Source organism: Roseiterribacter gracilis, from assembly GCA_018332375.1.
GTDB classification, from domain to species: domain Bacteria; phylum Pseudomonadota; class Alphaproteobacteria; order BOG-932; family Roseiterribacteraceae; genus Roseiterribacter; species Roseiterribacter gracilis.
In genome coordinates this window covers 2,523,059-2,546,496 of sequence record BOPV01000001.1, presented here as the reverse complement: position 1 = coordinate 2,546,496, position 23,438 = coordinate 2,523,059, and the positions used below count along the sequence as shown (strand labels likewise).

The following is a 23,438-nucleotide window of genomic DNA, read 5'->3' as shown; positions in this document are numbered from 1 at the left end:
TACCAGGCGGGAGAGGACGGTCTCGGCAGCATGGAAAAAACGGCCTCAACGACGGTCGACCACTCGCCAGAAGCGGGGCAAACGCGCCGCGACTTTCTGTATTTGGCCGCTAGCGCGGTCGGCGCGGTCGGTGCAGCGGGTTTGGGATGGGCGCTCGTCGATTCGATGAACCCCGCCGCGGATACGCTGGCGTTGTCATCGACCGACGTCGATCTGGCACCGATCGCGGTCGGCCAGGCGATTACGGTGACCTGGCGTGGCAAGCCCGTCTTCGTTCGCCGCCGGACCCCGGCTGAGATCGAAGAAGCAGCCAAGGTGAACGTCGCCGAGCTGCGCGATCCCGAAGCCGACAATAAGCGCGTCCAGAAGCCCGAGTGGCTAATCGTGGTCGGCGTCTGCACCCATCTCGGCTGCATTCCGCTGGGCCAGAAGACGACCGAGCCGCGTGGCGATTTCGGCGGCTATTTCTGCCCCTGCCACGGCTCGCACTACGACACGGCTGCCCGCATCCGAAAGGGACCGGCGCCGAAGAATCTCGAAGTGCCGACCTATAAGTTCGTGTCCGACACCAAAGTTTCGGTCGGCTGAGGAGAGATCGCATGAGCGGCGCCCACGATCTCGTTGCCTTCAAGAACCCGGTCATTCGCTGGGTCGACGAACGGCTTCCCGTTTTCTCGATGATGCAGAAGGAATACGGCGTCTTCCCGACGCCGCGTAACTTCAACTACCTGTGGAGCTTCGGCGCGATCGCGATGGTGATGTTGATCACCATGATCCTGACCGGCGTCTTCCTGGCCATGTCGTACACGCCGCACACGTCGCTGGCGTTCGACTCGGTCGAACGCATCATGCGCGACGTCAATTACGGCTGGCTGTTGCGCTATATGCACGCCAACGGCGCGTCGATGTTCTTCATCGCGGTCTACATTCACATGTTCCGCGGTCTCTATTACGGCTCGTACAAGAAGCCGCGTGAGCTGCTGTGGATGTTCGGCGTCGTCATCTTCCTGCTGATGATGGCGACTGCGTTCATGGGCTACACGCTGCCTTGGGGCCAGATGTCGTTCTGGGGCGCGACGGTTATCACCAACCTCTTCTCGGCCCTGCCCATCGTCGGCAAATACATCGTGTCGCTGCTGTGGGGCGGCTTCTCGGTCGACAATCCGACCCTGAACCGCTTCTTCGCGCTGCATTACCTGCTGCCGTTCGTGCTGTTCGCCGTCGTGTTCCTGCACGTCTGGGCGCTGCATATTTCGGGCTCGAACAACCCGCTGGGGATCGAACCGAAGAGCGAGAAGGACACGCTGCCCTTCCATCCGTACTACACGATGAAGGATGGCTTCGGCGTCGTCGTGTTCCTGCTGATCTATGCGCTGTTCGTCTTCTACGCGCCGAACTTCATGGGTCACGCCGACAACTACATCAAAGGCGATCCGCTGGTGACGCCGCCGCACATCGTGCCGGAATGGTACTTCCTGCCGTTCTACGCGATCTTGCGTTCGATCCCGGACAAGTTGATGGGCGTCCTCGCGATGGGCGGCTCGATCGTGATCCTGTTCTTCCTGCCCTGGCTCGATACGTCGAAAGTGCGTTCGCTGCGCTTCCGCCCGATCATGCGCTGGTGGTTTTGGATCCTGGTCGTCGACGTGATCATCCTCGGCTATTGCGGCGCCAACCCGCCGGAAGGCTTCTGGATCACACTCGGCCAGCTCGCCACCGCGTATTACTTCCTGCATTTCCTGGTGATCACGCCATTGACGGGCAAGCTGGAGCGGCCGTTGCCGCAGCCGCCTTCGATCGCGCAAGCCGTGCTCGGGGAGAAGGCGTGATGTTGCTGCGTACTCTTGCGCTCGCTGCCGCTCTCGCTGTCGGCTTCGTGCTGCCGGCTGCGGCCGAAGACGAGATCCATATTCCGAAACAGGAATGGCACCACGACGGTGCGTTCGGCACCTTCGATCGGGCCCAGCTGCAACGCGGCTTCCAGGTCTATTCGAAAGTCTGCGCCACCTGCCACGCGATGAGCCTGCTGTCGTATCGCAATCTGGCTGCGCTGGGATATGGCGAAGCCGAGATCAAAGCGATCGCGGGTTCGGTGCAGGTCTCGGACGGTCCGAACGATCAAGGCGAGATGTACGAACGCCCGGGTCTGCCGAGCGATCGCTTCAAGTCACCCTTCCCGAACGAGAAGGCTGCACGCGCCGCCAATAACGGTGCGCTGCCCAAGGACTTGTCGTTGATGGTGAAAGCGCGTCACGGCGGCGAAGATTACATCTACGCGCTGATGACCGGGTATGTGGCGGCGCCGAAGGATCTCAAAGTTCCGGACGGCCAGTACTACAACCAGTATTTCCCGGGTCACCTGATCTCGATGCCGCCGCCGTTGCAGGACGGCATCGTGTCGTACGCGGACGGCACCGCGACCTCGGTGCCGCAGATGGCGAAAGACGTTGCCGCGTTCCTCACCTGGGCGGCAGAGCCCAAGCTGGAAGAACGCAAGCGCATGGGCGCCAAGGTGATGATCTTCCTCGGCGTGTTCACCGCGCTGATGTACCTGGTGAAGCGCAAGGTCTGGGCCGACGCGCACTGAGCGTCGTCGAGCCGGTACGAATAAGGGCGCTCCCGCGGGAGCGCCCTTTTTGTTGCTTAGGTCAGCAGCCAGTCGGCGCTTACCTTGGCTTGGTTTTCCGGTGACTCGCCGAAATTGATCAGCAACTGCGCGCGCGTCGTGCCGTGTGACAGCGCGTTCACTTGCACGTCGAACCCGCCCTGGTCGGGAATGCGGCCCAGCACGTTGGTGTAGAGCGCGGTGACATAGGCGACGTCACTGGGTGCCGCGCCATAGCGCGCGGCGAACTCGGCCGATGCGATGAAATTGTTCGCCAGCTGCGTCGTCGTCGTGCCGCCATGGAGCGCGCCGAGCTGCACGCCAAGGCCGGCTGCATCGGGCGCGCGCGCGAAGGCGGCGCCGTAGAGGCGCGCGACCGTCGCGTCGGTACCGGTCAGCGCGAACAAGGTCTTGTCGCTGAATTGAAGCACCTCGACATGGCGAACCGTGTCAGTGCCCGCCGTGCCGCTGACCGTGAACGAGGTGCTGGCTTTGCCGGTGATCACTTCGCTCGCACGCGTCGCGGCGAAGATGACCGTGTCGTACCCTGTTCCACCGTCGATCACGTCGTTGCCGCTGCCGCCAGTAATCCGGTCGTCGCCTTCAAGCGCGAACAGCTGGTCGTTGCCTGCACCGCCATCGATCGTGTCGCTGCCGTTCGACCCGAACCAGATGTCGGCGCCGGCACCGGGCGTGTTCGACACCATCCCCGCATCATGCAGGATCGCAAGATCGACCAGCGAGTAGTTGCGCGACGAGCTTGCATTGGCCGCGTAATAGAGAAGGTCGGTGCGATCGGTCAGGTGATTCCAGCGCGAACCTTCGCCGTGCGTCGTGTCCAGTGCGACCGGACCGCCGGCGACTTCACGCACCGCTTCGCTGTCGTAGGTGCCGCCGCCGTTGGTGGTGAACAGGTCGAACGGCGCGCGGGCGTTGTCGTCGAACGAGCCATCGAAATTGCGAAAGCTGATAAAGCCGAACGTGTGGGCCAGCTCGTGCAGGATGGTGCTGAGGAAATCGACTTTGCCGAACGGCGGCAGGTCGGTGCGGTCGTCGGGCGTCGGATCGAACCAGAATTCATTGAGGTTGGCCGGGTTAATCTGCACGTTGGCGTCGTTGTCGGCGCCGTTGGGGTCCCGACCGGTCAGCAGCTCGTAGGTCGTGATCGCGGTGTAGACGTTCGATGCCGGCCCGCTATTGGTGAGCGAGTAAAAGCCGTTCGGCCCGGCGCTGGCCAATGTGTCGGCGTCCTGGCTCACCCAGGTGACGACGACGTCGACCGTGCCGCGTCCGGTGAAGAACGTGCCGAGATAGCGCAGCGCTGCATTGATGTCGGCAAGCACGAGATCGCGCGTCGTCGCGTCGATCTGGTTGGTATCGCTGAGCGTGACTTGAAAGTTGAATGCCAAGACATGCCCCACAATGCTGTGCGCTGCGCCGAGTATCCCGGATCATTCTTGCTGAATTACAAAGAAGCGCGCAATTGCGGGCGCAAGCTTCAGGCGAGCAGCCAGTCGGCGCTGACTTTGACCTGGTTTTCCGGTGACTCGCCGAAATTCAGCAGCAGCTGCGCGCGCGTCGTGCCATGTGCCAGCGCATCGACCTGCACGTTGAACCCGCCCTGGTCGGGGATACGGCCCAGCACGTTGTTGTAGAGCGCGGTGACATAGGCGACGTCGCTGGGTGCTGCGCCGTAGCGGGCCACGAATTCAGCCGAACCGATGAAATTTGCAGCAAGCTGCAGCGGGGTCAGTCCCGCATGCAACGCGTCGAGCTGCACGTTCAACCCGGCCGCGTCGGGTGCACGCGCAAAGGCGGCGCCGTAGAGGCGCGCGACGGTCGCGTCGGCGCCGGTTGCGTTGAACAGGGTCTTATCGCCAAAGCGCAGCACTTCGACGTCGCGCAACGTGTCGCTGCCATCAGGGCCGCTGACGGTCAGGGTGCCGTTGCCGTTGCGCGTCACCGTCGCGGCCGCGCGACCCTCGACAAAGACGGCGGTGTCATAGCCGGTGCCGCCGGCGATGAAATCGTTGCCTGCGCCGCCGGTCAGCGTGTCGTTGCCGTCCAAGCCAAACAACGTGTCGTTGCCGGCGCCGCCATCAACACTGTCAGCGGCACCGTCGACGCCGAACCAGATATTGTCGGTCGCGTCGGGTGTTGCCGACACCATGCCTTCGTCATGAAACACAGCCAGATCGACGGCCGAGAAGGTGCGGACGCGGTTCTCTTGCCAGAACATGATGTCGGCAGCGCTGGCGAGATGCGCCCAGCGCGATCCGTTGCCGTGCGTCGTGTCGATCGCGACCGGCCCACCGGCTGCTTCACGCATCGCGACACTGTCGTAGAAGCCCGCGGCGCTGGTGTGCAGATCATAGATCGTGCGCACGTCGGTGGTGAAACCGCCGTCGAAATTGCGCGCCGGATCGAAGCCGAAAATATGCCCCAACTCGTGCGTCAGAATGGCGAGAAAATCGCTTTGCCCAAACGGCGCCGCGTCGCTGCGATCGTCGGGCGTCGGATCAAACCAGAAGCGCGATAGAAGGTCGGTATTGACCTCGATCAACCCTTCCGGGACTTCGGGTCCGTTGAAGTCTTTGCCGGTTTGGAATTCGGGCAACCAAGTCGGCTTCAAGATGCGAAAGCCGGTTGCGGGATCGGGCGTCAGCGCCGGCACATAGGCGTTCGGTTGCGCTTGCGCCAGCACGCTGCTGCCGAGCGCAGAGAAGTTGATCTGCAGATCGAAACTGCCCTGAGCTTGGAAATATTTCCCGTAATAGCGCAGTGCGGCTTCGGCATCTTGCTTGATCAGCGCCTGGATGGCGGGATCGATCGACGAGAAGCTTAGCGAGACGGTGAAATTGAAGCTCATATGCTCGCTCGTACTGTGAAACTGCGCGCTTAGGCCAACATCCAGTCGCTCGTCACCTTAGCCTGATTTTCAGGTGAGTCGCCGAAATTGAGCAGCAGTTGCGCGCGCGTCGTTCCGTGCGCCAGCGCATCGACTTGCACGTTGAAACCGCCCTGGTCGGGAATGCGGCCCAGCACGTTGTTGTAGAGCGCGGTGACATAGGCGACGTCGCTGGGCGACGCGCCGTAACGCACGACGAACTCGGCCGAGGCGATGAAGTTGGCGGCGAGTTGCAGCGGCGTCAGCCCTTGATGCAGCGCGTTCAACTGCACCGCCAACCCGGCTGCGTCGGGGGCGCGCGCAAAGGCGGCGCCGTAGAGACGTCCGACGGTCGCGTCACTGCCGGCAAGATCGAAATAGGTTTTGTCGCCGAACACGAAAACTTCGACGTTGCGCACCGTGTCGCGCCCGTCTTGCGCGCTGTTGATGGTGCGATTTCCGGCGGCGCCGGTGATCTGCACCTGCGCCTTGGTCGCGATATAGACCGCGGTGTCGACGCCGTCGCCGCCATCCAGCAGGTCATTGCCGGTGCCGCCGGTGAGACGGTCGTCGCCGCCCATTGCAAATAGATGATCGTCACCCGCAAGGCCCGCCACGATGTCGGACGTGTCGTTGCCGAACCAGATGTTGCTGTCGGCATCCGGCGTTACCGACTGAATGCCGTTGTCGTGCAGGATTGCGAGGTCGATGTCGGACAAGGGGCGGCGCACACCCGATCCTGCTGCCCAGAACAGCAGGTCGGTTGGCACATCGACGTGATACCAGCGCGACCCCAACCCATGCGTTGCATCGACCGGAACCGGATTGCCGTTGTTGGCGGCGCGCACGGCGGCGCTGTCGTAGATCCAGAGGCCGTTTGCATCCTGGCGCGTTGCGAGATCGTAGGGCGAGCGATCGAGATTGGCGAAGTTGCCGTTCAGGTCGCGCTGGTTGCCGGTAAAGCCCAACGCGTGCAGCACCTCGTGCACCATGACATTTTCAAAATCGATCAAGCCGACCGGTGGGCCATCGCTCAGATCGTCGGGTGTCGGATCGAACCAATAGCGGCCGATCAGATCGACATTCAGGCTGACGTGAAAATCGGGCGTGGCGCCGTTCGGATCGCTGCCCGTCACCAATTCATAGGCGGGGCCGGCGGCGATCAGCGAACCACCGCCTGCAAGCGGCGCTACGGACGGGAATGCATTTGCATCGGCGTCGGCGAGATAGCCGGTCGTGCCGACCGACACGCCCATCGCGGCTAGTTCGAGCGAGCCCTGTCCTTGGACGTAGCGTCCGATCCAGCGCAACGCGCCTTCGAGATCGCCTTTGATCAGCGCCTGGGTTGCGCTGTCGAGACGGCCGGTGGGATCGGTCAGCGTGACGTTGAACGCGAACATGCGGCAGCGTAACGCCGCTGCAGCCGATCAGACCAGCAGCCAGTCGGCGCTGACCTTGATTTGGTTTTCCGGCGACTCGCCGAAATTCAACAGCAGCTGCGCGCGGCTGAGACCGTGCGCCAGCGCATCGAGCTGCACGTTGAAGCCGCCCTGGTCGGGAACGCGTCCGAGCACGTTGCTGTAGAGCGCGGTGACATAGGCAACGTCGCTGGGCGCCGCGCCATAGCGTGCGACGAACTCGGCCGAGGCGATGAAATTGGCGGCCAGTTGCAGCGGCGACAGGCCGGCATGCAGCGCGTCGAGCTGCACGGCCAGGCCGGACGTGTCGGGCGCGCGTGCGAAGGCCGCGCTGTAGAGCCGGGCGACGGTCGCGTCGCCGCCGGCGAGATCGAACAGAGTCTTGTCGGCGAATTGCAGCACTTCGACATGGCGCAGCGTGTCGCGCCCTTCGCTGGCGCCCGCGCTCGCCTGCACAACGCGGTTTCCGGTTGTGCCGCTGATCGCATATTGCGCGCGGACGCCGGCATACTCCGCCACGTCCAGCCCGTCACCGCCGTCGATCAGATCGTCACCGCTGCCGCCGGTGACGTGGTCGTTGCCCGCAAGCAAGTAGAGATGATCGTTGCCGGCCGCACCGTTGACCGCGTCGGCGCCGTCATTGCCGAACCAGATATTGTCGCCGTCGTCGGGCGCTGCCGACTGCAAGCCGCTGTCGTGCAGAATTGCGAGATCGATGTCGGACGGATGCGGGCGTACGCCGCTAGCCCCGGTCGGCGTCTGGAAAAACAACAGGTCCAGATCGTTGCTTGGATCGGAATCGTGCGTCAGGTCGAGATGATACCAGCGCGAACCTGCGGCATGCGTCGAATCGACGGGAACCGGCCGGCCGCCATAAGCGGCGCGCGCCGCTTCGGAGTCATAGACCCAGCCGAGTACCGGATCGAACCGCGTCGCGCTGTCGAACAACGACTGGCTGTTGTCAGGAAAGCTGCCGTCGAAGCTGCGTTTGCCGGTTGCGCCAAGCGCGTGAAACAGCTCGTGCAGGACGATCGATTCGAAGTCGCTCAGCAGGTCCGGCGGAACGTCGCTATGTTCGTCGGGCGTCGGATCGAACCAGAAAAACCGCAATGCATCGGCGTTGATATGGACATGCAGATCGTCAGCCGCGCCGTTTGCGTCTTGTCCGGTAACAAGCTTCGACGCTGCATCGGTGCGCAGCAACGTCCCGCCTGCGACCTTACCGACGGGGACGAAACCGTCAGGACCTGCCTCGGCATCGAACGCACCACCGGCCGCGACGACGTCGACGGCAACCTGCAGCGTTCCAGTACCCTGTATGTATTGGCCGACCCAGCGCAGCGCCGCTGCGGTCGCGGTTTGTATCTGCGTCAGCGTCGTAGCGCTGAGCGTTCCCGTCGGATCGGTCAGTGCAACCGTGAAGGCGAACATCGCCCGCCTGCATAGACCGGCCTCGTTGCGCGGCCCAGATATCAATTCGATCGAGATCTACCAATGGTCGGCTGACCGGTTGTCGCTAGTGATCGCGACTAAACGAGCAACCAGTCGGCCGAAACCTTGGCTTGGTTTTCCGGCGACTCGCCGAAATTCAACAGCAGCTGCGCGCGGCTGAGACCGTGCGCCAGCGCGTCCATCTGCACCGCGAAGCCGCCGCCGTCGGGCACGCGGCCCAGCACGTTGCTGTAGAGCGCGGTGACATAGGCATTGTCAGTCGGGTTGGCGCCATAGCGCGCGACGAACTCGGCGCTGCCGAGAAAATTCTGCGACAGATTCAGCGGCGACAGACCGGCATGTAACGCGTCGATCTGCACCGAAAGGCCGGCCGCATCAGGCGCGCGTGCGAAGGCGGCGGAATAGAGACGCGCAACCGTGGCGTCGCTGCCAGCCAGATCGAACAGGGTCTTGTCGGCGAATTGCAACACTTCGACATGGCGCAGCGTGTCGCGCCCTTCGATGCCGGTACTGTCCTGCACCGCGCGGTTGCCGGTGCTGCCGCTGATGGTGAATTGCGCGCGGCTGCTGGCAAAGGCCGACGTGTCGAAACCATCGCCGCCATCGATCAGATCGTTGCCCTGCCAACCGTCGAGACGATCGTTGCCCGACAGGCCGTAGAGATGATCGTCGCCTTCGCGGCCGACCATGCCGTCAGCGCCGGTGCTGCCAAACCAAACATTGTTGCCTGCGTCGGGCGTGACCGACTGAATGCCGTTGTCGTGCAGAATGGCGAGATCGACGTCGGAGATGCCGCGACGAATGCCGGGCGACGCGGCCCAGAACATCAAGTCGTTCGACACCGCCAAGTGATACCAGCGCGAGCCTTCGCCATGCGTCGAATCAATCGTGATGGGATTGCCGTTGTTGGCGGCGCGCACTGCTTCGGAATCGTAGACCCAACCCAAATTCGCATCGAGCCGCATGGCTTGGTCGTAGGGCGACCGGTCGGCGTCGAAGAAGCTGCCGTCGAGTTGGCGATTCCCGGTGAAGCCCAGCGCATGCATGATTTCATGCACCATCACGCCTTCGAAATCGGTTTGCGATGACGGTGGCCGGTCGCTGAGATCATCGGGCGTCGGGTCGAACCAGAATTGCGACATCCGATCCGAATTAATCGTGACGTGGAAATCGGTGCCGGTCCCGTTGGGATCACGGCTGGTGCTGAGCTCGTAGGCGGGGCCAGGCTGCTGCAGGAATCCGCCGCTGGGCAGGCGGCTGATAACGCCGAAAGCATCCGGCCCGGCCTCGGCCAGGAAGGAACTGCTTCCTTGGCTTGCGGTGGTTGCAACGACTTCCAGCGAGCCGAGGCCCTGGATGTACCGGCCAAGCCAGCGCATGGCGCCGGCGATGTCGTTCTGGATCAGTGCCGCGGAATCGCCGCTGACGGTCCCGGTCGGGTCCGCGTAGGAAACGTTAAAAGCAAACATGACGCAGGCAGCATAAACCTGCCGATCGTGACTGGACGATGGCAATGAAACACTGATTTTACTTGTGTATTTTGCGATCTACACGCTGCGCGCAGGGCGGTTCTTTTCCGCATTCCACAGCGATTTTAAATCCTCGTTCACAAAGCCTCGTTACGCAGCAGGCTCGGGCGAACGGCGCCCGGCCAAAGGCGGGGAACGGAGTAAAAATGAACACGGACATGAAAGTCCTGGTCGTCGACGACTACAAAACGATGACCAAGATCGTGGCCAATCTCCTGAAGACGATCGGCTTCAAGGAAGTCGTCGAACTGAACGATGGGGCCAGTGCGCTGCAGGCGTTGCGCAAGGACAAGTTCGGTCTCGTCATCAGCGACTGGAACATGGAGCCGATGACCGGACTGCAGCTGCTGCAGGAATGCCGCAAGGACGCGCAGCTGGCCAAGATCCCGTTCATCATGATCACGGCCGAAAGCAAGACCGAGAACGTCATCGCCGCCAAACAGGCCGGCGTCGACAACTACATCGTCAAGCCGTTCAACGCTGAAACGTTGAAGAGCAAGGTCGAAAGCGTTCTGAACAAGCCGGCCTGACCGTCGTCGTAGCGAGGATTTGAGATGCCGATCGACTCACAAGGCCTATCCGTGCTGGCCGAGGTCGCGGACAACTATCAACCGGTTGCCAAGCGCGAAGCGATGGCGGCGGCGATGCGTGCGTTGGCGCAAGCCATCGAACGCGCTTTCCGCGATCTCGCCGAGATCAACGCCGGTGAGTTGGCGGACAAAGAAGTCCCGACCGCGTCCGAGCAATTGGAAGCGGTGGTGCAGGCGACTGAGTCGGCGACCAACGCGATTCTGTCTGCTGCCGAAAAGATCGAAAAAGTGCAGACCGAAGTCGGCGAGGCCCAAGCGGCCAAGCTGGGTGAGATTGTCGGCGAGATCTACGAAGCCTGCTCGTTCCAGGACATTACCGGTCAGCGCATCGCCAAGGTGCTGCGCGCGCTGCGTACGATCGAAGAGCGTCTGGCCAAGATGGCCTCGACGTTGGATCGCGCCGGCCAGGCCGCACCGGCACCGACCGGCGACACGCGCACCGGCGACGAAGCCTTGCTCAACGGTCCGCAGCTTGCGGGCCAGGCGATGAGCCAGGCGGATATCGACGCGCTGTTGGCTGATCTCTGATCGCAGGCATACGAAATGAAAACGGCGGCAGTCGCGAGACTGCCGCCGTTTTTGTTTTAGGCGTGTGCGGTCAGTTCCAGCCGCACTGACGTCCTTTGTTCTGCTCGTCGAGCCACGTCTTCAACGGCGCGAAGTACGCGAGCATCGCCGATGCATCCATCTTGTCGGTGCCGGTGAAGGCTTTCAGCGCTTCCGGCCACGGCTTCGACGCGCCCATTTCCAGCATCGCGTTGTAGCGTTTGCCGACTTCTTTGTTGCCGTAGAAGGTGCAGCGATGCAGCGGGCCGGTCCAGCCAGCCTGTTCGCACGCTGCTTTGTGGAATTGGAATTCCAGCACATGCGCCAGGAAGTAGCGCGTGTACGGCGTGTTGCCCGGGACGTGGAACTTGGCACCCGGATCGAACGCATCGGCGTCGTCGGCAAGCGGACGCTTCACGCCCTGATATTTTTCGCGCAACGCCCACCAGGCTTTTTCGTAGTCGGCGGGTTTCGTCTTGCCCGCGAACACATCCCAGCGCCAACGGTCGATCAACAGACCGAACGGCATGAAGGCGACTTTGTCCATCGCGCGCTTCAGCAGCAGGCCGATATCTTTTGACGGATCGGGTTCTGCGGTCAGCAGGCCGATCTGTTTCAGATAGGACGGCGTCAGCGCCAGTTGGATCGTATCGCCGATCGCTTCGTGGAAACCGTCATTGGCGCCGCCGCGAAACAGCGGCGACTGATTCTTGTAGGCGCGTTGATAGATGTTGTGGCCCAGCTCGTGATGCACGACCTGGAAATCTTCGTCGGTGCCCGACATGCACATTTTGATGCGCAGATCGTCTTTGTTATCGAGATCCCACGCGCTGGCGTGACACACGACTTCACGGTCGCGCGGCTTCACGAACAGCGAGCGTTCGTAAAACGTCTTGGGCAACGGCGCGAAACCGATCGAGGTGTAAAAGCCTTCGCCGGCTTTGGTGATTTTGATCGGGTCGTAATTCTGCTCTTTCAGCAGCTTGTTGAGGTCGTAGCCCGGATCGGCATCGGCCGGTGCAACGACGTCGAAGATTTCGCCCCAGGCCTGGGCCCACATATTGCCCAGCACATGCGCCGGGATCGGGCCGGTCTTCGACACGACGGCATCGCCGTATTTTTCGTTCAGCTTGCCGCGCGCATAGCAATGCAGCGACTCGTAGAGCGGTTTGACCTGGCCCCACAGGCGATCGGTCTCGGCTGCGAATGCATCGGGCGGCATGTCGTATTTCGACCGCCACAATGCACCGACGTCGCTATAGCCAAGTTCGCGCGCGCCTTCATTGGCCAGCTCGACCATGCGCGCGTATTTCGCCTTCATCGGCTTGGCCTGTGCGTGCCAGCCCGCCCATGCGGCCAGCAGTTTCTGCGGATCGCGTTCGCGCCGCATCAGATCTTCCAGTGCGTTGCCGTCGATGCACTTGTCGCCCTCACACCATTTGGCGGCGCCGTACATGGCAGGCAGTTCGGATTTGATCTGCGCCAGCTCGGTCGCCTTGGCCTGGTCTTTCGGCGACGGCAGGGTGGTGCCGCGCTTCAACAGTTCCAGCTTGCGGCGCACCACCGGATCGACCTGCACCTGATCGAACTTCTTGGCGTCGGTTGCGAACTGCACCGCGGCAGTGGTGACGCGCTTTCCGTTCAGCGCCGACAATTTGATCGTGTCGACGGTGATGAAGTTTGCCTGCACCCAGCTTGCCGCGGCGCTTTCCAGCCCCAGCGCTTCGAGTTCTTTTTCGGCCTTGTCGACGAAGGCGGCTGCTTCGGCGGCGGTGGGTTGGGCTGCCTGCACCGGCATCGCAAAGGCGAGCAGGGCGGCAGCGGCGACGGACACGATCAATCTGTTCAAGGTCGGCGCTCGTCTGGAGTTGCAATGAGGATCCGTCCTAGCGGCAAGGACGGCACGCGGCCAGCAGACAATGCCTGGTGCAGTGCGATAGAGATTGCGGCGCGACAGATTGTGTCGCCCCGGTGACCTTTTCCCACCAGGTCCGAACAGGCACCGTCGAAGACGGATCGGAGAGCGCCATGGAAATGCATCAAGTGCGATACTTCCTGGCCGTGGCGCGCACGCTCAACTTCACGCGCGCGGCGGAGGACTGCAACGTCACGCAGCCGTCGCTCACCCGCGCCATCCAAAAGCTGGAAGAGGAGCTGGGCGGGTTGTTGTTCCGCCGCGAGCGCGCCTTGACCCATCTGACCGATCTCGGTCGCGCGGTGCAGCCGCACCTGCAACGGACCTTCGACGCCGCCGAGGCGGCGAAGGCGTTGGCCGATCACGTAAAGCGTGCCGATGTGGTGCCGCTGGCGTTGGGCGTCGTCGATGCGCTGCCGGTGCACGAGCTGGTCGAACCTTTGCGCCATCTCGACAGCGCGATCGGCGGCTTGGAACTGACGTTGGCGACGGGCGCGCAAGCGACGCTGCTCGAAGACGCGATGCATGGCGATCTCGATGCGCTGCTGATCACCCATGTCGGCGATCTGCCCGAACGTGTTGAATCCTGGACCTTGGCGCGCGAACCGATCTTGGTGTTGCTGCGCGCCGACGACCCGTTGGCATCGCGCGAATCGATTTCGCTCGATGCGTTGCGCGGAACCAGCTGGATCGAATGTGGTGCATGCCCGACGCGGCGTGCGTTCGTGCAACTGGCAGAAGAACGCGGCGTGGCACTGGCGATCCGCCATCGCGCGGCCGGCGAAGCGCAAGTGCAGCTGCTGGTCGCGGCTGGGCTGGGCCGTTCGCTGATCGGTGCGTTTCATCCGCTGCGCGACGGGCTGGTGACGCGGCCGTTCGAAGACGTGCAACTCGATCGCGCGCTTGCCGTCGCGACGGTTGCCGGACGTCGCCGCTCCGCCGCCGCCGATGCGTTCGTGCGCGCAGCGCGGGCGCGCGCTTGGGGTGTTGCGGCTTAGGCCGCGCTCTGCACCGCGCGCAGCACCGCGTCGGGATCGGCGCGCTGGCGAAAATCGACATCGACATGGGCAAAGCGAATCGTACCGCTGCGATCGACGACGAAGGTTGCGGGCACCGGCAAGAACCATGACGCGTTGCCATACAGCGTCGTCAGGTCCAGCCCCTTCGCGAGATAGGAACGGCGCACATCGTCGGTGAGCCGGAAGACCAACCCAAGCGTCAGCGCGACGCCGCTATCGACATCGCACAAGACCGGATAGTCGAGCGACAATGTTGATCGCAGCAGCAACGCGCCGCCGCCGATTTCCGGCGTGATCGCGACCACCTTGCCGCCCGCGGTTTGGATGGCCGCGGCCTGCGTCTGCAGCGACTGCATTTCTTCGCGGCAATAGGGGCACCAGCGGCCGCGTTGGAAACTCAGTACCAGCGGACCGGTTGCGTAGAGCGACGCGGGCGTCACCGGCCGGCCTTCGCCGTCGGGCAGCGCGAAATCGGGAAGCGGGTCGCCGATCTTGGGCGCGTCCTCGCCAACGCCGGCGGCACGTAGCTGCGCGACCAGCTGGTCGTACAGCGTGACAGTCTCGGTCTTCGGTCCCTCGGTCATCGTCGACACAGTGCGCCGCCGCCTTGCAGGCGCCAAGCGCAAGCCATGCACCGAGACAATAGACGGCGCGTATCGAACCAGAGCGTGCGGAGACGCTTGCACCCGGTCCGCGCCCGGCGTTCGATGGTCCATATGGAGGCATCGTCCAACCTCGGATCCAGCGCTGGGCGCAAACACGTCGTGATCGTGGGCGCCGGCTTTGGCGGGCTGTGGTGCGCGCAGGGCCTACGCCCATCCAAGCTCAAGGGGGCTGATCTCGAGATCACGATCGTCGATCAGCACAACTACCACCTGTTTCAACCACTCCTGTATCAAGTTGCGACCGCGGCGCTGTCGCCGGCCGACATTGCGGCGCCGATCCGCAACATCGTACGCGGCCAGCAAAATGCGCGCGTGCTGCTCGACGAGGTGATCGGCGTCGATCGCCGCGCCAAACGCGTGCAGCTCGCATCGGGCGACACGCTCGACTATGACCGGCTGGTGTTGGCGACCGGCGTACGCCACGCCTATTTCGGCCATGATGAATGGGCGGAATTCGCGCCCGGCCTGAAAACGATCGACGATGCGACGCGGATTCGCCGCCACGTCCTGCTTGCGTTCGAACAGGCCGAGGTCGAACGCGATCCAGCCCGCCGCGCAGCGCTGCTGACCTTTGCCGTCGTGGGGGCGGGGCCGACCGGCGTCGAAATGGCGGGCGCGATCGCCGAGCTGGCGCGGCATGCGATCGTCGGCGATTTCCGCACCATCCAACCATCGTCGGCGCGGATCATGCTGCTCGAAGCAGGGCCGCGCGCGCTGCCTGCATTTCGGGACTCGCTGTCGCAAGAAGCGGCGCGATCCTTGGCAACGCTGGGCGTCGAGCTTCGCACCGGCGCCAAAGTCGAAGCGATCGATGCCGAGTCACTGACGATCAATGGCGAGCGCGTACCGTGCCGCACCACGATCTGGGCGGCTGGTGTGCGCGCGTCACCGGCTGCGAGCTGGCTCGGCGTTGCGGGCGATCGCAACGGGCGCGTGCCGGTCAACGACCATCTCCATCCTGATGGAATCGACGACGTCTATGTCATCGGCGACACCGCCGCGGTGTTGGCGCCGGACGGAAGTTTCGTCCCCGGCATCGCACCGGCGGCAAAGCAGATGGGAAGCTGGGTTGCGCGCGAAATTGCTGCGTGGGCGACGGGCGGGCCGGCGCCGTGGCCGTTCCACTACAAGCATCAAGGTTCGCTGGCCACGATCGGGCGCAAATCCGCCGTCGTCGATTTCGGGCGGATGCATTTCTCGGGCTTCATCGCCTGGGTCTTGTGGTGTGTCGTGCACGTGTTCTTTCTGATCGGATTCCGCAATCGCCTGGTCGTGGCGTGGAACTGGTTGTGGCAGTACCTGACCTTCCAGCGCGGTGCGCGCCTGATCACCGGAAACGATCGCCAGGATTCGTGAGTCTCCGCACACTTCTTCTCGGTCCGCCGCCGCCACCGCTTCCCACACGCGTCGCTGACGAGCTGGAACGCCAACAGCGCGCCAGCGAAATCACCATCGGCTGGGTGCAGCTGCTGGGCGTTGCGTTCTTGGCGCTGCTCGACGAGCTGACGCCTGCTTCGCTCGATGTCGGCGCCGGTGCGATGCTGGTGGTGCCGGTACGCGCGACCTTTGCCGTCTATGCGGTGCTGACGGCAGCGCGACTATGGCTTGCCTATAAGAATCGTCTGACGCCGCCGCTGCTCGCGACCGGGATTGCGATCGACGTGGCGGTGTTGCTGGCCCTGATCGTCTCGATCGCATCGGTCTTTCCCAACCCCGAACAATCGGCGCTGAAAGTGTCGTTGCAGGCCTGGTTGCCTTGCGTGATCGCGTTGCGCGCGTTGCGCTTCGATCCACGCTGGGTCGCCTGGGCGGGCCTGTTTGCGGCAGGCGGCTGGTTGCTGCTGGTGGTGCTGGCTTCGTCGGCTGCACCCGAGCAAGTCACCGAAGATGCGCGCTCCTATCTCAGCGGTGCGGGCATTTTGTTTGCAGCCGAGGCCGACAAGATCGCCGGCCTGCTCGCCTTGACCGCGGTGTTGAGTTTGGCGTTGGCGCGTGCGCGCGCGACCTTGGCACGCGCGGTCGTCGCAGCCAGCGCGCAAGCCGAGCTGGGCCGGTTCTTTGCACCGTCGGTCGCGGCGCGCATCGTCGAATCCGACCGCGTGCTAGTGCCCGGCGGGGGCGAGCTGCGGCCGGCTGCGATCGCGATGTTCGATCTGCGCGGCTATTCCATCGCCGCGCGGCAGCTGGATCCGCATGCGTTGCTGGCGCTTCTGGGCGAGTTTCATGCGCTGGTGTTGCCGATCGTGCGCAGCGGCGGCGGCAGCGTCGATAAATTCCTCGGCGATGGAATCCTGGTCAGTTTCGGTGCCGTCGAACCGTCATCGACCTACGCAGCCGATGCGCTGCAAACCGTGCGCGACGCGGTCGAGGCGGGGCAGCGTTGGAGCGCGGACCGCGCCGCGCGCGGTCTGGTCGCGCCGTCGGTTGGCGCTGCTGTCGCGGTGGGCGAGGTGCTGGTCGGCGCGATCGGTGTTGAGGACCGGCTCGAATTCACCGTCATCGGCGATGCGGTGAACACCGCCGCGAAGCTGGAAAAGCACAACAAAGAAGAACGGGTGCGCGCGCTGGCCAGCGGCGAAGCCTTTGCCTTGGCGCGCCAGCAAGGCTCAACCTTGCAGCTCGAATTGCGCGCCGCGCGTGCTGTCGCCGGGCTGGACACGCCGATGGATCTCGCCGTGCTGGTTCCCTAGCGCGTTTTCCCGCGAAGTGGGTACCGGTTCGCGGAGGGAAAACGCGCAAACTTAAGAAGAATAGCCAGCGAAGCTGGCGACGATACGCGCTGGCTATGAAAGCGATGGCGTAACGGCACTTCCGAGGCGGCGAACCCTGGGGCACTTGATGTCTCGAAAGGAACGCCTGATGCGCCGCCTCGCTTTTGTTCCGCTGGCCTTGGCCGCTGTTCTATTCGCCGGTTCGATCGTATCGACCGCGATTGCGGCCGAACCGATCTATACGTCGAGCTTCAGCGACGTCGCCGTGTCCGGCTACGACCCGGTCGCGTACTTCACCGACAACAAGCCGGTGAAAGGCTCGAAAGAATTCTCGACGCGCTGGGAAGGCGCCGAATGGCACTTCGCCTCGGCTGCGCATCGCGACGCGTTTGTTGCCGACCCGATGAAATATGCGCCGCAATTCGGCGGATACTGCGCCTACGCCGTCAGCCAGGGCGCGACCGCCTCGGCCGATCCGACGGCGTGGAAGATCGTCGATGGCAAACTGTACCTGAACTACGATCACGACATCGCGACCAAGTGGGAACAGAACATTCCCGGCTTCATCGCCCAGGCCAAAGAAAAATGGCCGGCGGTTCTGGCGAAGAAATAAGGAGGGCCGGGTGATGCGCAAATATCTGCCGACCGTGCTGACGCTTTGGATCGCCTTCGTCTTCGTGCAGTCGCTGTTCTTCAAATTCAGCAACTCGCCTGAGACGCAGCATATTTTCGGCACGCTCGACGCGTGGGGCGCATCGCTCGGTTTCCCCGGCCTGTTCGCACCGTCGGGGATTTTCAGCCAGTACGTGATCGGCAGCGCCGAGCTGGTTGCGTCGAGCCTGTTGCTGTTGGGCTTGCTGCCGCGCTTGCGCATTCTCCGTCCCCTGGGGGCGCTTGTGTCGGTGGCGGTGATTTCAGGCGCAATCCTGTTTCACCTCTTTACGCCGCTGGGCGTCGTGATCGACGGCGACGGCGGTTTGCTGTTCGGCATGGCGTGCAGCGTGTGGATTGCGGGGCTGGTTCTGCTGCTCCAGTCGCGCGATCTGCTGCTGGCGCGTCTGCACGCGGTGACCGCTTGATGCGGCATACCGAGGATGGGCTGCCGGTCACGACCGACGCGGACGACGTCGTTCAAGCGCTGAACCAGTTCGGCAACGAACTGCTCAGCCACGGCAAAGGCGCTGCAGTCGTGTTCGAGGCTGCTGCGTCCGATCCGGATTGCGCCTTGGCGCAGGCCTGGGCGGCGGCGGCCTATTTGTTCCTGATGACCGACGAAGGCCGCCGCAAGGCGCAGCCGTTTCTCGATCGCGCGATTGCAGCCGCGCCGCACGCGAATGCGCGCGAACGCATGCTGGTCGCGGCGATCTGCGCCTGGGCTGCCGATGACGTGCCGCGCGCGATCGCGCTGCACGGCGACGTGCTGACGCAATGGCCGCAGGACCTGACCTCGGCGAAGTTGCTGCTGATTCACCAGCTCAATGACGGCGACGTACGCGGCCAGCTTGCGACGGCCGAGAGCTTGCTGCGCGCCGATCCGACCCGCCGCTTCGTGCATGGGCTGCACGCCTTCGCGCTGGAACAGAATGACCGGTTGCGCGAAGCGGAATTCGCCGCGCGCACCGCGTTGGCTTGTGACGAAGCCGATCCATGGGCCGAACACGCGTTGGCACATGTCTTCGACACCGAACGCCGCACCGAAGAAGGCTTGATATGGGCCGATCGCTACGGCGCGCGCTGGGACCGCTGCAGCTCGTTTCTCTACACGCATAATTGGTGGCACGCGGCGCTGTTCCGCATCGAAGCGGGCGACCACGACGGCGCGCTGGCGCTGTTCGACCGCCGCGTCTGGGGCGTGCGCAAAGACTATGTGCAGGACCAGGTGAACGCGGTCGCGCTTCTGGCGCGGCTCGAACTGGCAGGCGCCGTGGTCGGTGCTCGCTGGCAAGAGTTGGCCGATCATCTCGAGCGCCGGATCGGCGATCGCAGCAACGCCTTTGTCGATCTGCACACGCTGTACGGGCTGGGTCGTGCCGGGCGCGATACGGCCGCGCACCAATTGCTGCTGGGCTTTGCGGCGCGCGCACGCCGCGACGACGCGCGCTGCGACGTGTGGGGCGAAGTGGCCTTGCCGGCGGCGCGCGCGCTGCTGGCGCATGCGCGCAACCGCAAGCGCGAAGCGTTGGACCTGCTGACGCCGTTGCTGCCGCGCTTGATCGCGGTTGGCGGCAGCCACGCGCAGCGCGATTGGTTCGACCGCATGCATCGCGACTGTCTTGCCGATCGCACGCCGCAACCGCGCCGGCGGTTGGCGGCGTGAGGCGCATCGTGGGCCTGGCACTGCTGCTTGCGCTGGCTGCGTGCGAGCGTCCGCCCGGACCGCATGCGCGGCCCGAGGAAATCGCCGCGCTACAGCGCGCACGTTTGCCTGCGCGCGAGGCCGGGCCCGCGGCAGGCATTGCGCTGTCCTATCTCAGCGCCGGCGATCCCGCCGGACGCAGGATCATTTTCGTGCACGGCACGCCGGGCGACGCGCGCGGCTGGGCCGATTTTCTGCGCGCCTGTCCGCCGGGCGCCTATTGCATCGCAGTCGATCGTCCCGGCTTTGGTGAAACCACACCGTTGCAACCGGTCGCGTCGTTGCAGGTGCAGGCCGACGCAATCGCGCCGCTGCTGACCGTGATGCAGGGACAGCGCGCGGTGCTGGTCGGACATTCACTGGGCGCGCCGATCGTGGCGCAGCTTGCGCTCGATCATCCCGACCGGGTCGGCGGCTTGCTGTTGCTGGCCGGTGCGATGGATCCCGATCTCGAACGCGTCATGTGGGTGCAACGCGTCGGCGCGTTGCAGCCGATCGCATCGATCGTGCCGCGTATGTGGCGCACAACGAACGAAGAGCTTCTGCCGCTGCAAGGCGAGCTGCGCGCGCTGGCGCCGCAGCTCAACCGGTTGCGCCTGCCGATTGCGGTCGTGCACGGCACCGAAGATCCGCTGGTGCCCTATGCGAACGTGCGGTTCGACCGCGTGATGATGATCAACGCGCAGCTCAGCGTCGACACGATCGAAGGCCAAAATCATTTTCTGCCGTGGAACGAGACGGCCCGCGTGCAGGCAGTGCTGCACCGGTTGCTGCAGGAGGCGCAGGGATGAGCATGGAGATGATGAACCCCGCGCTGCTGCTGGCAGCCTTGTTTCTTGCGACTTTCGCGCTGGAAGACGTCGCGACCGCGACGGCGGCCAGCCTGGTCGCGGAGATGCATCTGTCGCCGCTGCCGGCGTTGTTGTCGGTGCTGGTTGGAATCATTCTGGGCGATCTCGGCCTGTATCTGCTCGGCCGCGCCGCGCATCGCATGTCCTGGGCGCAGCGTATTGCGCGCAATCGCCGGCTAGTCGCGTTCGGTGCGGCGGGGCCGCAGCGCGTTGCGACCGTGATCCTGATCGCGCGTCTCGTGCCGGGATTGCGCTTGCCAACCTTCGTTGCCGCTGGCTTGGCACGCGTACCCGCGCTGCAATTCGCCGTGCCTGCGATCATCGCCGCGAGCCTGTGGACCGGCGTGTTGTTCGTCGCGCTGTGGCAGTTCGGCGTGCAAGCGCAAGCGCTCGGTTCAGCGCGTTGGCTGGTGCCGTTGTTGCTCGTTACGGCGCTGTTGCTGTTGCCCCGTCTCCGCAAGGTGCAAGCATGACCGATCTGACCATGTCGTCCTGTGGGATGCCGCCGCTGTCGCTCGATCCGGCGCGGCCACTGTCGCATTTTGAATTCTGGCCTGGCGAAGCCTTCTACGCGCCGATCGCGCTGTATGCGTTGTGGCTGGGCTTTCGCTACGGCTTCCGCAGCAGCACTTGTGCCAATCCAACCATCGAAGCAGGCGGACTGGTTGGCGAAAGCAAATCTGCGGTTCTGTCCTTGGCGACCGGCGACGCGTGCGACTGGATCGCGCCCTGGACCAGCATCGTGCGCGGCACGGGCGACAGCGCGACCGAAGCCGATCGCGCCGAAGCTGCGTTGCGCGCGGCGAATTTGCCGTATCCAGTGGTTGCCAAACCAGATCTCGGTTGTCGCGGCATGGGTGTGCGTCCGATCGCGTCGCGCGACGAGCTGCTCGCCTATCTCGACTCGTTCCCGCACGGGCAGCGTCTGGTGTTGCAAACACTGATCGATTGGGAACCCGAAGCAAGCGTGTTGTGGGCGCGTGGCCCCAATGATCTGCAGGGGCGCATTCTGTCGCTGACGCTCAAATATTTTCCCCGCGTCACCGGCGACGGCATGCGCACGCTGCGCCAGTTGATCGAGGCCGATCCGCGTGCGGGCAAAGTCGCGCATCTCTATCTGGCGCGGCATGCAGCGCGGCTCGACGAGGTGATTGCAGCGGGCGAGCAGGTGCGTCTGGTGTTTTCGGGCAGCCATTCCAAAGGCGCCATCTTCCGCAACGGCAAACATTTCGCGACCGAAGCCTTGGCGCGCCGGCTGGACGCGATTGCGAACGACGTGCCGGGGCTGCATGTGGCGCGGTTCGACGTGCGCTGCGCTTCGATCGCGCAGCTGGCGATGGGCGAAGGATTTCGCATCGTTGAAATCAACGGCGTCGGTGGCGAAGCGATTCACGTCTGGGATTCACGCACGCGCCTGCTGACGGCGTGGCGTGATCTGTGCGCCCAGACGCGCACCTCCTATGTGATCGGCGCTGCCAACCGCGCGCGCGGTGCCAAGCCGCTGTCGTGGTCGCGGCTCTATTTCCTGTGGCGCCGCCATCTGCGGCTCAAGACCGCCTTTCCGACCACGGCGTAAACAGACGTCCTGCTTTCCTGGGCAGCTTCGTTGTCGGCGAGGTGGGCCGACCGCTATACCGGCAGGCATGACTCTTCCGCTTGCCGGCATCCGTGTTCTCGACCTGTCGCGTGTGTTGGCGGGGCCGTGGGCGACGCAGATGCTCGCCGATCTCGGCGCCGACGTGATCAAGATCGAACGACCCGGCAGCGGCGACGATACGCGCGGCTGGGGCCCGCCCTATCTCGGCGACAGCACGACAGAGTCGGCGTATTTCCTGTCGTGCAATCGCGGCAAGAAATCGGTCGCGGTCGATATCGCAAGCGCCGATGGACAGCGCTTGCTGCGCGAGCTTGCAGCGATCAGCGACGTGGTGGTCGAGAATTTCAAACTCGGTGGGCTTGTGCCGTACGGGCTCGACTATGCGTCGCTAGCCAAGATCAATCCGAAACTCGTCTATTGCTCGATTACTGGTTTCGGACAGGACGGTCCGTACGCGCATCGCCCCGGCTACGACTTTGCCATTCAGGGCATGGGCGGCTTGATGTCGATCACCGGCGAAGCGGGCGGCGAGCCGCAGAAAGTAGGCGTCGCCGTCACCGACATTATGACCGGCATGTATGCGACGATTGCGGTGCTGGGCGCGTTGCGCGCGCGCGATGCGAACGGTGTGGGACAGCAGATCGATCTGGCGCTGCTCGACGTGCAAGTCGCCTATCTCGCCAACCAGGCTTCGTCCTATCTCGTGTCGGGCAAGGTGCCGTCGCGGCTCGGCAACGCGCATCCGTCGATCGTGCCGTACCAGGCGTTTCAAACCGCAGACGGTTGGATCGTGCTGGCAGTCGGCAATGACGAACAGTTTCGCCGGTGGGCCGAACTTGCGGGCGCAGCCGAGCTTGCTGCCGACGAACGGTTTCGCACCAATGCAGGCCGCACGCGCAATCGCGACGCGTTGGTGCCGCGTGTTGCCGAACTGATGCATGCGCAACCAAGCGCGTGGTGGATCGAACGTTGCGAAGCAGCCGGCGTGCCCTACGGACCGATCAACGATATCGCGCAGGTCTTCGCCGATCCGCAGGTGATCCATCGCGGCATGAAGCTCGATCTGCCGCATCCGACTGCGGGCACCGCACCCGGCGTGCGCAACCCGATCCGCTACGGCGCGACGCCGATCACGCACGACGCGGCGCCGCCGACCTTGGGCCAGCATACCGACGGCGTGTTGGCGGATTTGCTGGGGTTGGACGCAGACGCGATCGCCAAGCTGCGCGCGACCAAGGCGATCGGCTGAAACTTCGCTGTTGACGGCCCATTAGGGCTGTGCTGGTCTGTATGCATA

At 64.0% G+C, this 23,438-nt stretch carries 22 protein-coding genes; 15 read left to right on the top strand and 7 right to left on the bottom strand.

The annotated features are described in order from the left end of the window. The first annotated feature begins 30 nt into the window (after positions 1-30). From petA to TMPK1_RS12525, 3 genes are read left to right on the top strand one after another with little or no spacing between them, the layout of a single operon-like run. The gene (gene petA / locus TMPK1_RS12535; RefSeq protein WP_420243354.1) at positions 31-588 is read left to right on the top strand and encodes a ubiquinol-cytochrome c reductase iron-sulfur subunit; all 558 of its coding nucleotides are present in this window, start codon (positions 31-33) and stop codon (positions 586-588) included. An 11-nt stretch (positions 589-599) separates the two neighbouring features. Continuing rightward, entirely contained in the window at positions 600-1,829 is a 1,230-nt protein-coding gene (locus tag TMPK1_RS12530; RefSeq protein WP_420243353.1) for a cytochrome b, read from the top strand. Next, entirely contained in the window at positions 1,829-2,587 is a 759-nt protein-coding gene (locus tag TMPK1_RS12525) for a cytochrome c1 (RefSeq protein ID WP_420243352.1), read from the top strand. The genes TMPK1_RS12530 and TMPK1_RS12525 overlap by 1 nt, the downstream gene beginning before the upstream one ends. Before the next feature lie 56 nt (positions 2,588-2,643). On the opposite strand, the gene TMPK1_RS12520 is transcribed toward TMPK1_RS12525, so the two are convergent. The 5 genes from TMPK1_RS12520 to TMPK1_RS12500 form a co-directional block, all read right to left on the bottom strand. Continuing rightward, a complete protein-coding gene (locus tag TMPK1_RS12520; RefSeq protein WP_420243351.1) occupies positions 2,644-4,014 on the bottom strand; it encodes a DUF4214 domain-containing protein in 1,371 nt (456 codons plus the stop codon). Positions 4,015-4,103: 89 nt separating this feature from the next. Beyond that, positions 4,104-5,474 (bottom strand): DUF4214 domain-containing protein, encoded by a 1,371-nt coding sequence (locus TMPK1_RS12515; RefSeq protein ID WP_420243350.1) that lies wholly within the window; start codon positions 5,472-5,474, stop codon positions 4,104-4,106. 29 nt (positions 5,475-5,503) lie between these two features. Continuing rightward, positions 5,504-6,892, bottom strand: coding sequence for a DUF4214 domain-containing protein (locus tag TMPK1_RS12510; RefSeq protein ID WP_420243349.1), 1,389 nt, complete (start codon positions 6,890-6,892; stop codon positions 5,504-5,506). A gap of 27 nt (positions 6,893-6,919) precedes the next feature. Next, positions 6,920-8,341, bottom strand: a complete 1,422-nt coding sequence (locus TMPK1_RS12505) for a DUF4214 domain-containing protein (RefSeq protein ID WP_420243348.1) — start codon at positions 8,339-8,341, stop codon at positions 6,920-6,922. A 98-nt stretch (positions 8,342-8,439) separates the two neighbouring features. Then, entirely contained in the window at positions 8,440-9,831 is a 1,392-nt protein-coding gene (locus tag TMPK1_RS12500; protein ID WP_420243347.1) for a DUF4214 domain-containing protein, read from the bottom strand. Positions 9,832-10,037: 206 nt separating this feature from the next. Between TMPK1_RS12500 and TMPK1_RS12495 the strand changes: the two genes are divergently transcribed. Further along, on the top strand, positions 10,038-10,421 hold the full coding sequence (locus TMPK1_RS12495; RefSeq protein ID WP_420243346.1) for a response regulator: 384 nt from the start codon (positions 10,038-10,040) through the stop codon (positions 10,419-10,421). A 24-nt stretch (positions 10,422-10,445) separates the two neighbouring features. Beyond that, the gene (locus TMPK1_RS12490; RefSeq protein ID WP_420243345.1) at positions 10,446-11,009 is read left to right on the top strand and encodes a protein phosphatase CheZ; all 564 of its coding nucleotides are present in this window, start codon (positions 10,446-10,448) and stop codon (positions 11,007-11,009) included. A gap of 70 nt (positions 11,010-11,079) precedes the next feature. Here TMPK1_RS12490 and TMPK1_RS12485 read toward each other — a convergent pair whose 3' ends face one another. After that, entirely contained in the window at positions 11,080-12,861 is a 1,782-nt protein-coding gene (locus tag TMPK1_RS12485; protein WP_420245656.1) for a M2 family metallopeptidase, read from the bottom strand. A 194-nt stretch (positions 12,862-13,055) separates the two neighbouring features. Between TMPK1_RS12485 and TMPK1_RS12480 the strand changes: the two genes are divergently transcribed. Further along, complete coding sequence (locus TMPK1_RS12480) at positions 13,056-13,940, top strand: LysR family transcriptional regulator (RefSeq protein WP_420243344.1); 885 nt, start codon at positions 13,056-13,058, stop codon at positions 13,938-13,940. On the opposite strand, the gene TMPK1_RS12475 is transcribed toward TMPK1_RS12480, so the two are convergent. Next, positions 13,937-14,545, bottom strand: a complete 609-nt coding sequence (locus TMPK1_RS12475) for a peroxiredoxin-like family protein (RefSeq protein WP_420243343.1) — start codon at positions 14,543-14,545, stop codon at positions 13,937-13,939. The two genes, TMPK1_RS12480 and TMPK1_RS12475, sit on opposite strands and share 4 nt — an antisense overlap. Positions 14,546-14,677: 132 nt before the next feature. Between TMPK1_RS12475 and TMPK1_RS12470 the strand changes: the two genes are divergently transcribed. From TMPK1_RS12470 to TMPK1_RS12430, 9 genes are all read left to right on the top strand, one after another. Next, positions 14,678-15,982 (top strand): NAD(P)/FAD-dependent oxidoreductase, encoded by a 1,305-nt coding sequence (locus TMPK1_RS12470; protein WP_420243342.1) that lies wholly within the window; start codon positions 14,678-14,680, stop codon positions 15,980-15,982. Further along, complete coding sequence (locus TMPK1_RS12465) at positions 15,979-17,316, top strand: adenylate/guanylate cyclase domain-containing protein (protein WP_420243341.1); 1,338 nt, start codon at positions 15,979-15,981, stop codon at positions 17,314-17,316. Before TMPK1_RS12470 ends, TMPK1_RS12465 begins: the two co-directional genes overlap by 4 nt. A gap of 169 nt (positions 17,317-17,485) precedes the next feature. Then, on the top strand, positions 17,486-17,950 hold the full coding sequence (locus tag TMPK1_RS12460) for a YHS domain-containing (seleno)protein (protein WP_420243340.1): 465 nt from the start codon (positions 17,486-17,488) through the stop codon (positions 17,948-17,950). Positions 17,951-17,963: 13 nt separating this feature from the next. Beyond that, positions 17,964-18,416: a hypothetical protein gene (locus TMPK1_RS12455; protein WP_420243339.1), complete on the top strand. Its 453-nt coding sequence runs from the start codon at positions 17,964-17,966 to the stop codon at positions 18,414-18,416. Further along, positions 18,416-19,654: a tetratricopeptide repeat protein gene (locus TMPK1_RS12450; protein ID WP_420243338.1), complete on the top strand. Its 1,239-nt coding sequence runs from the start codon at positions 18,416-18,418 to the stop codon at positions 19,652-19,654. Before TMPK1_RS12455 ends, TMPK1_RS12450 begins: the two co-directional genes overlap by 1 nt. Continuing rightward, on the top strand, positions 19,651-20,484 hold the full coding sequence (locus TMPK1_RS12445; RefSeq protein WP_420243337.1) for an alpha/beta fold hydrolase: 834 nt from the start codon (positions 19,651-19,653) through the stop codon (positions 20,482-20,484). The genes TMPK1_RS12450 and TMPK1_RS12445 overlap by 4 nt, the downstream gene beginning before the upstream one ends. Continuing rightward, positions 20,481-21,017, top strand: a complete 537-nt coding sequence (locus tag TMPK1_RS12440) for a VTT domain-containing protein (RefSeq protein ID WP_420243336.1) — start codon at positions 20,481-20,483, stop codon at positions 21,015-21,017. Before TMPK1_RS12445 ends, TMPK1_RS12440 begins: the two co-directional genes overlap by 4 nt. Continuing rightward, positions 21,014-22,120, top strand: a complete 1,107-nt coding sequence (locus TMPK1_RS12435; protein WP_420243335.1) for a hypothetical protein — start codon at positions 21,014-21,016, stop codon at positions 22,118-22,120. Before TMPK1_RS12440 ends, TMPK1_RS12435 begins: the two co-directional genes overlap by 4 nt. Before the next feature lie 67 nt (positions 22,121-22,187). Beyond that, positions 22,188-23,390 (top strand): CaiB/BaiF CoA transferase family protein, encoded by a 1,203-nt coding sequence (locus TMPK1_RS12430; protein ID WP_420243334.1) that lies wholly within the window; start codon positions 22,188-22,190, stop codon positions 23,388-23,390. The last annotated feature ends 48 nt before the right edge of the window (positions 23,391-23,438 follow it).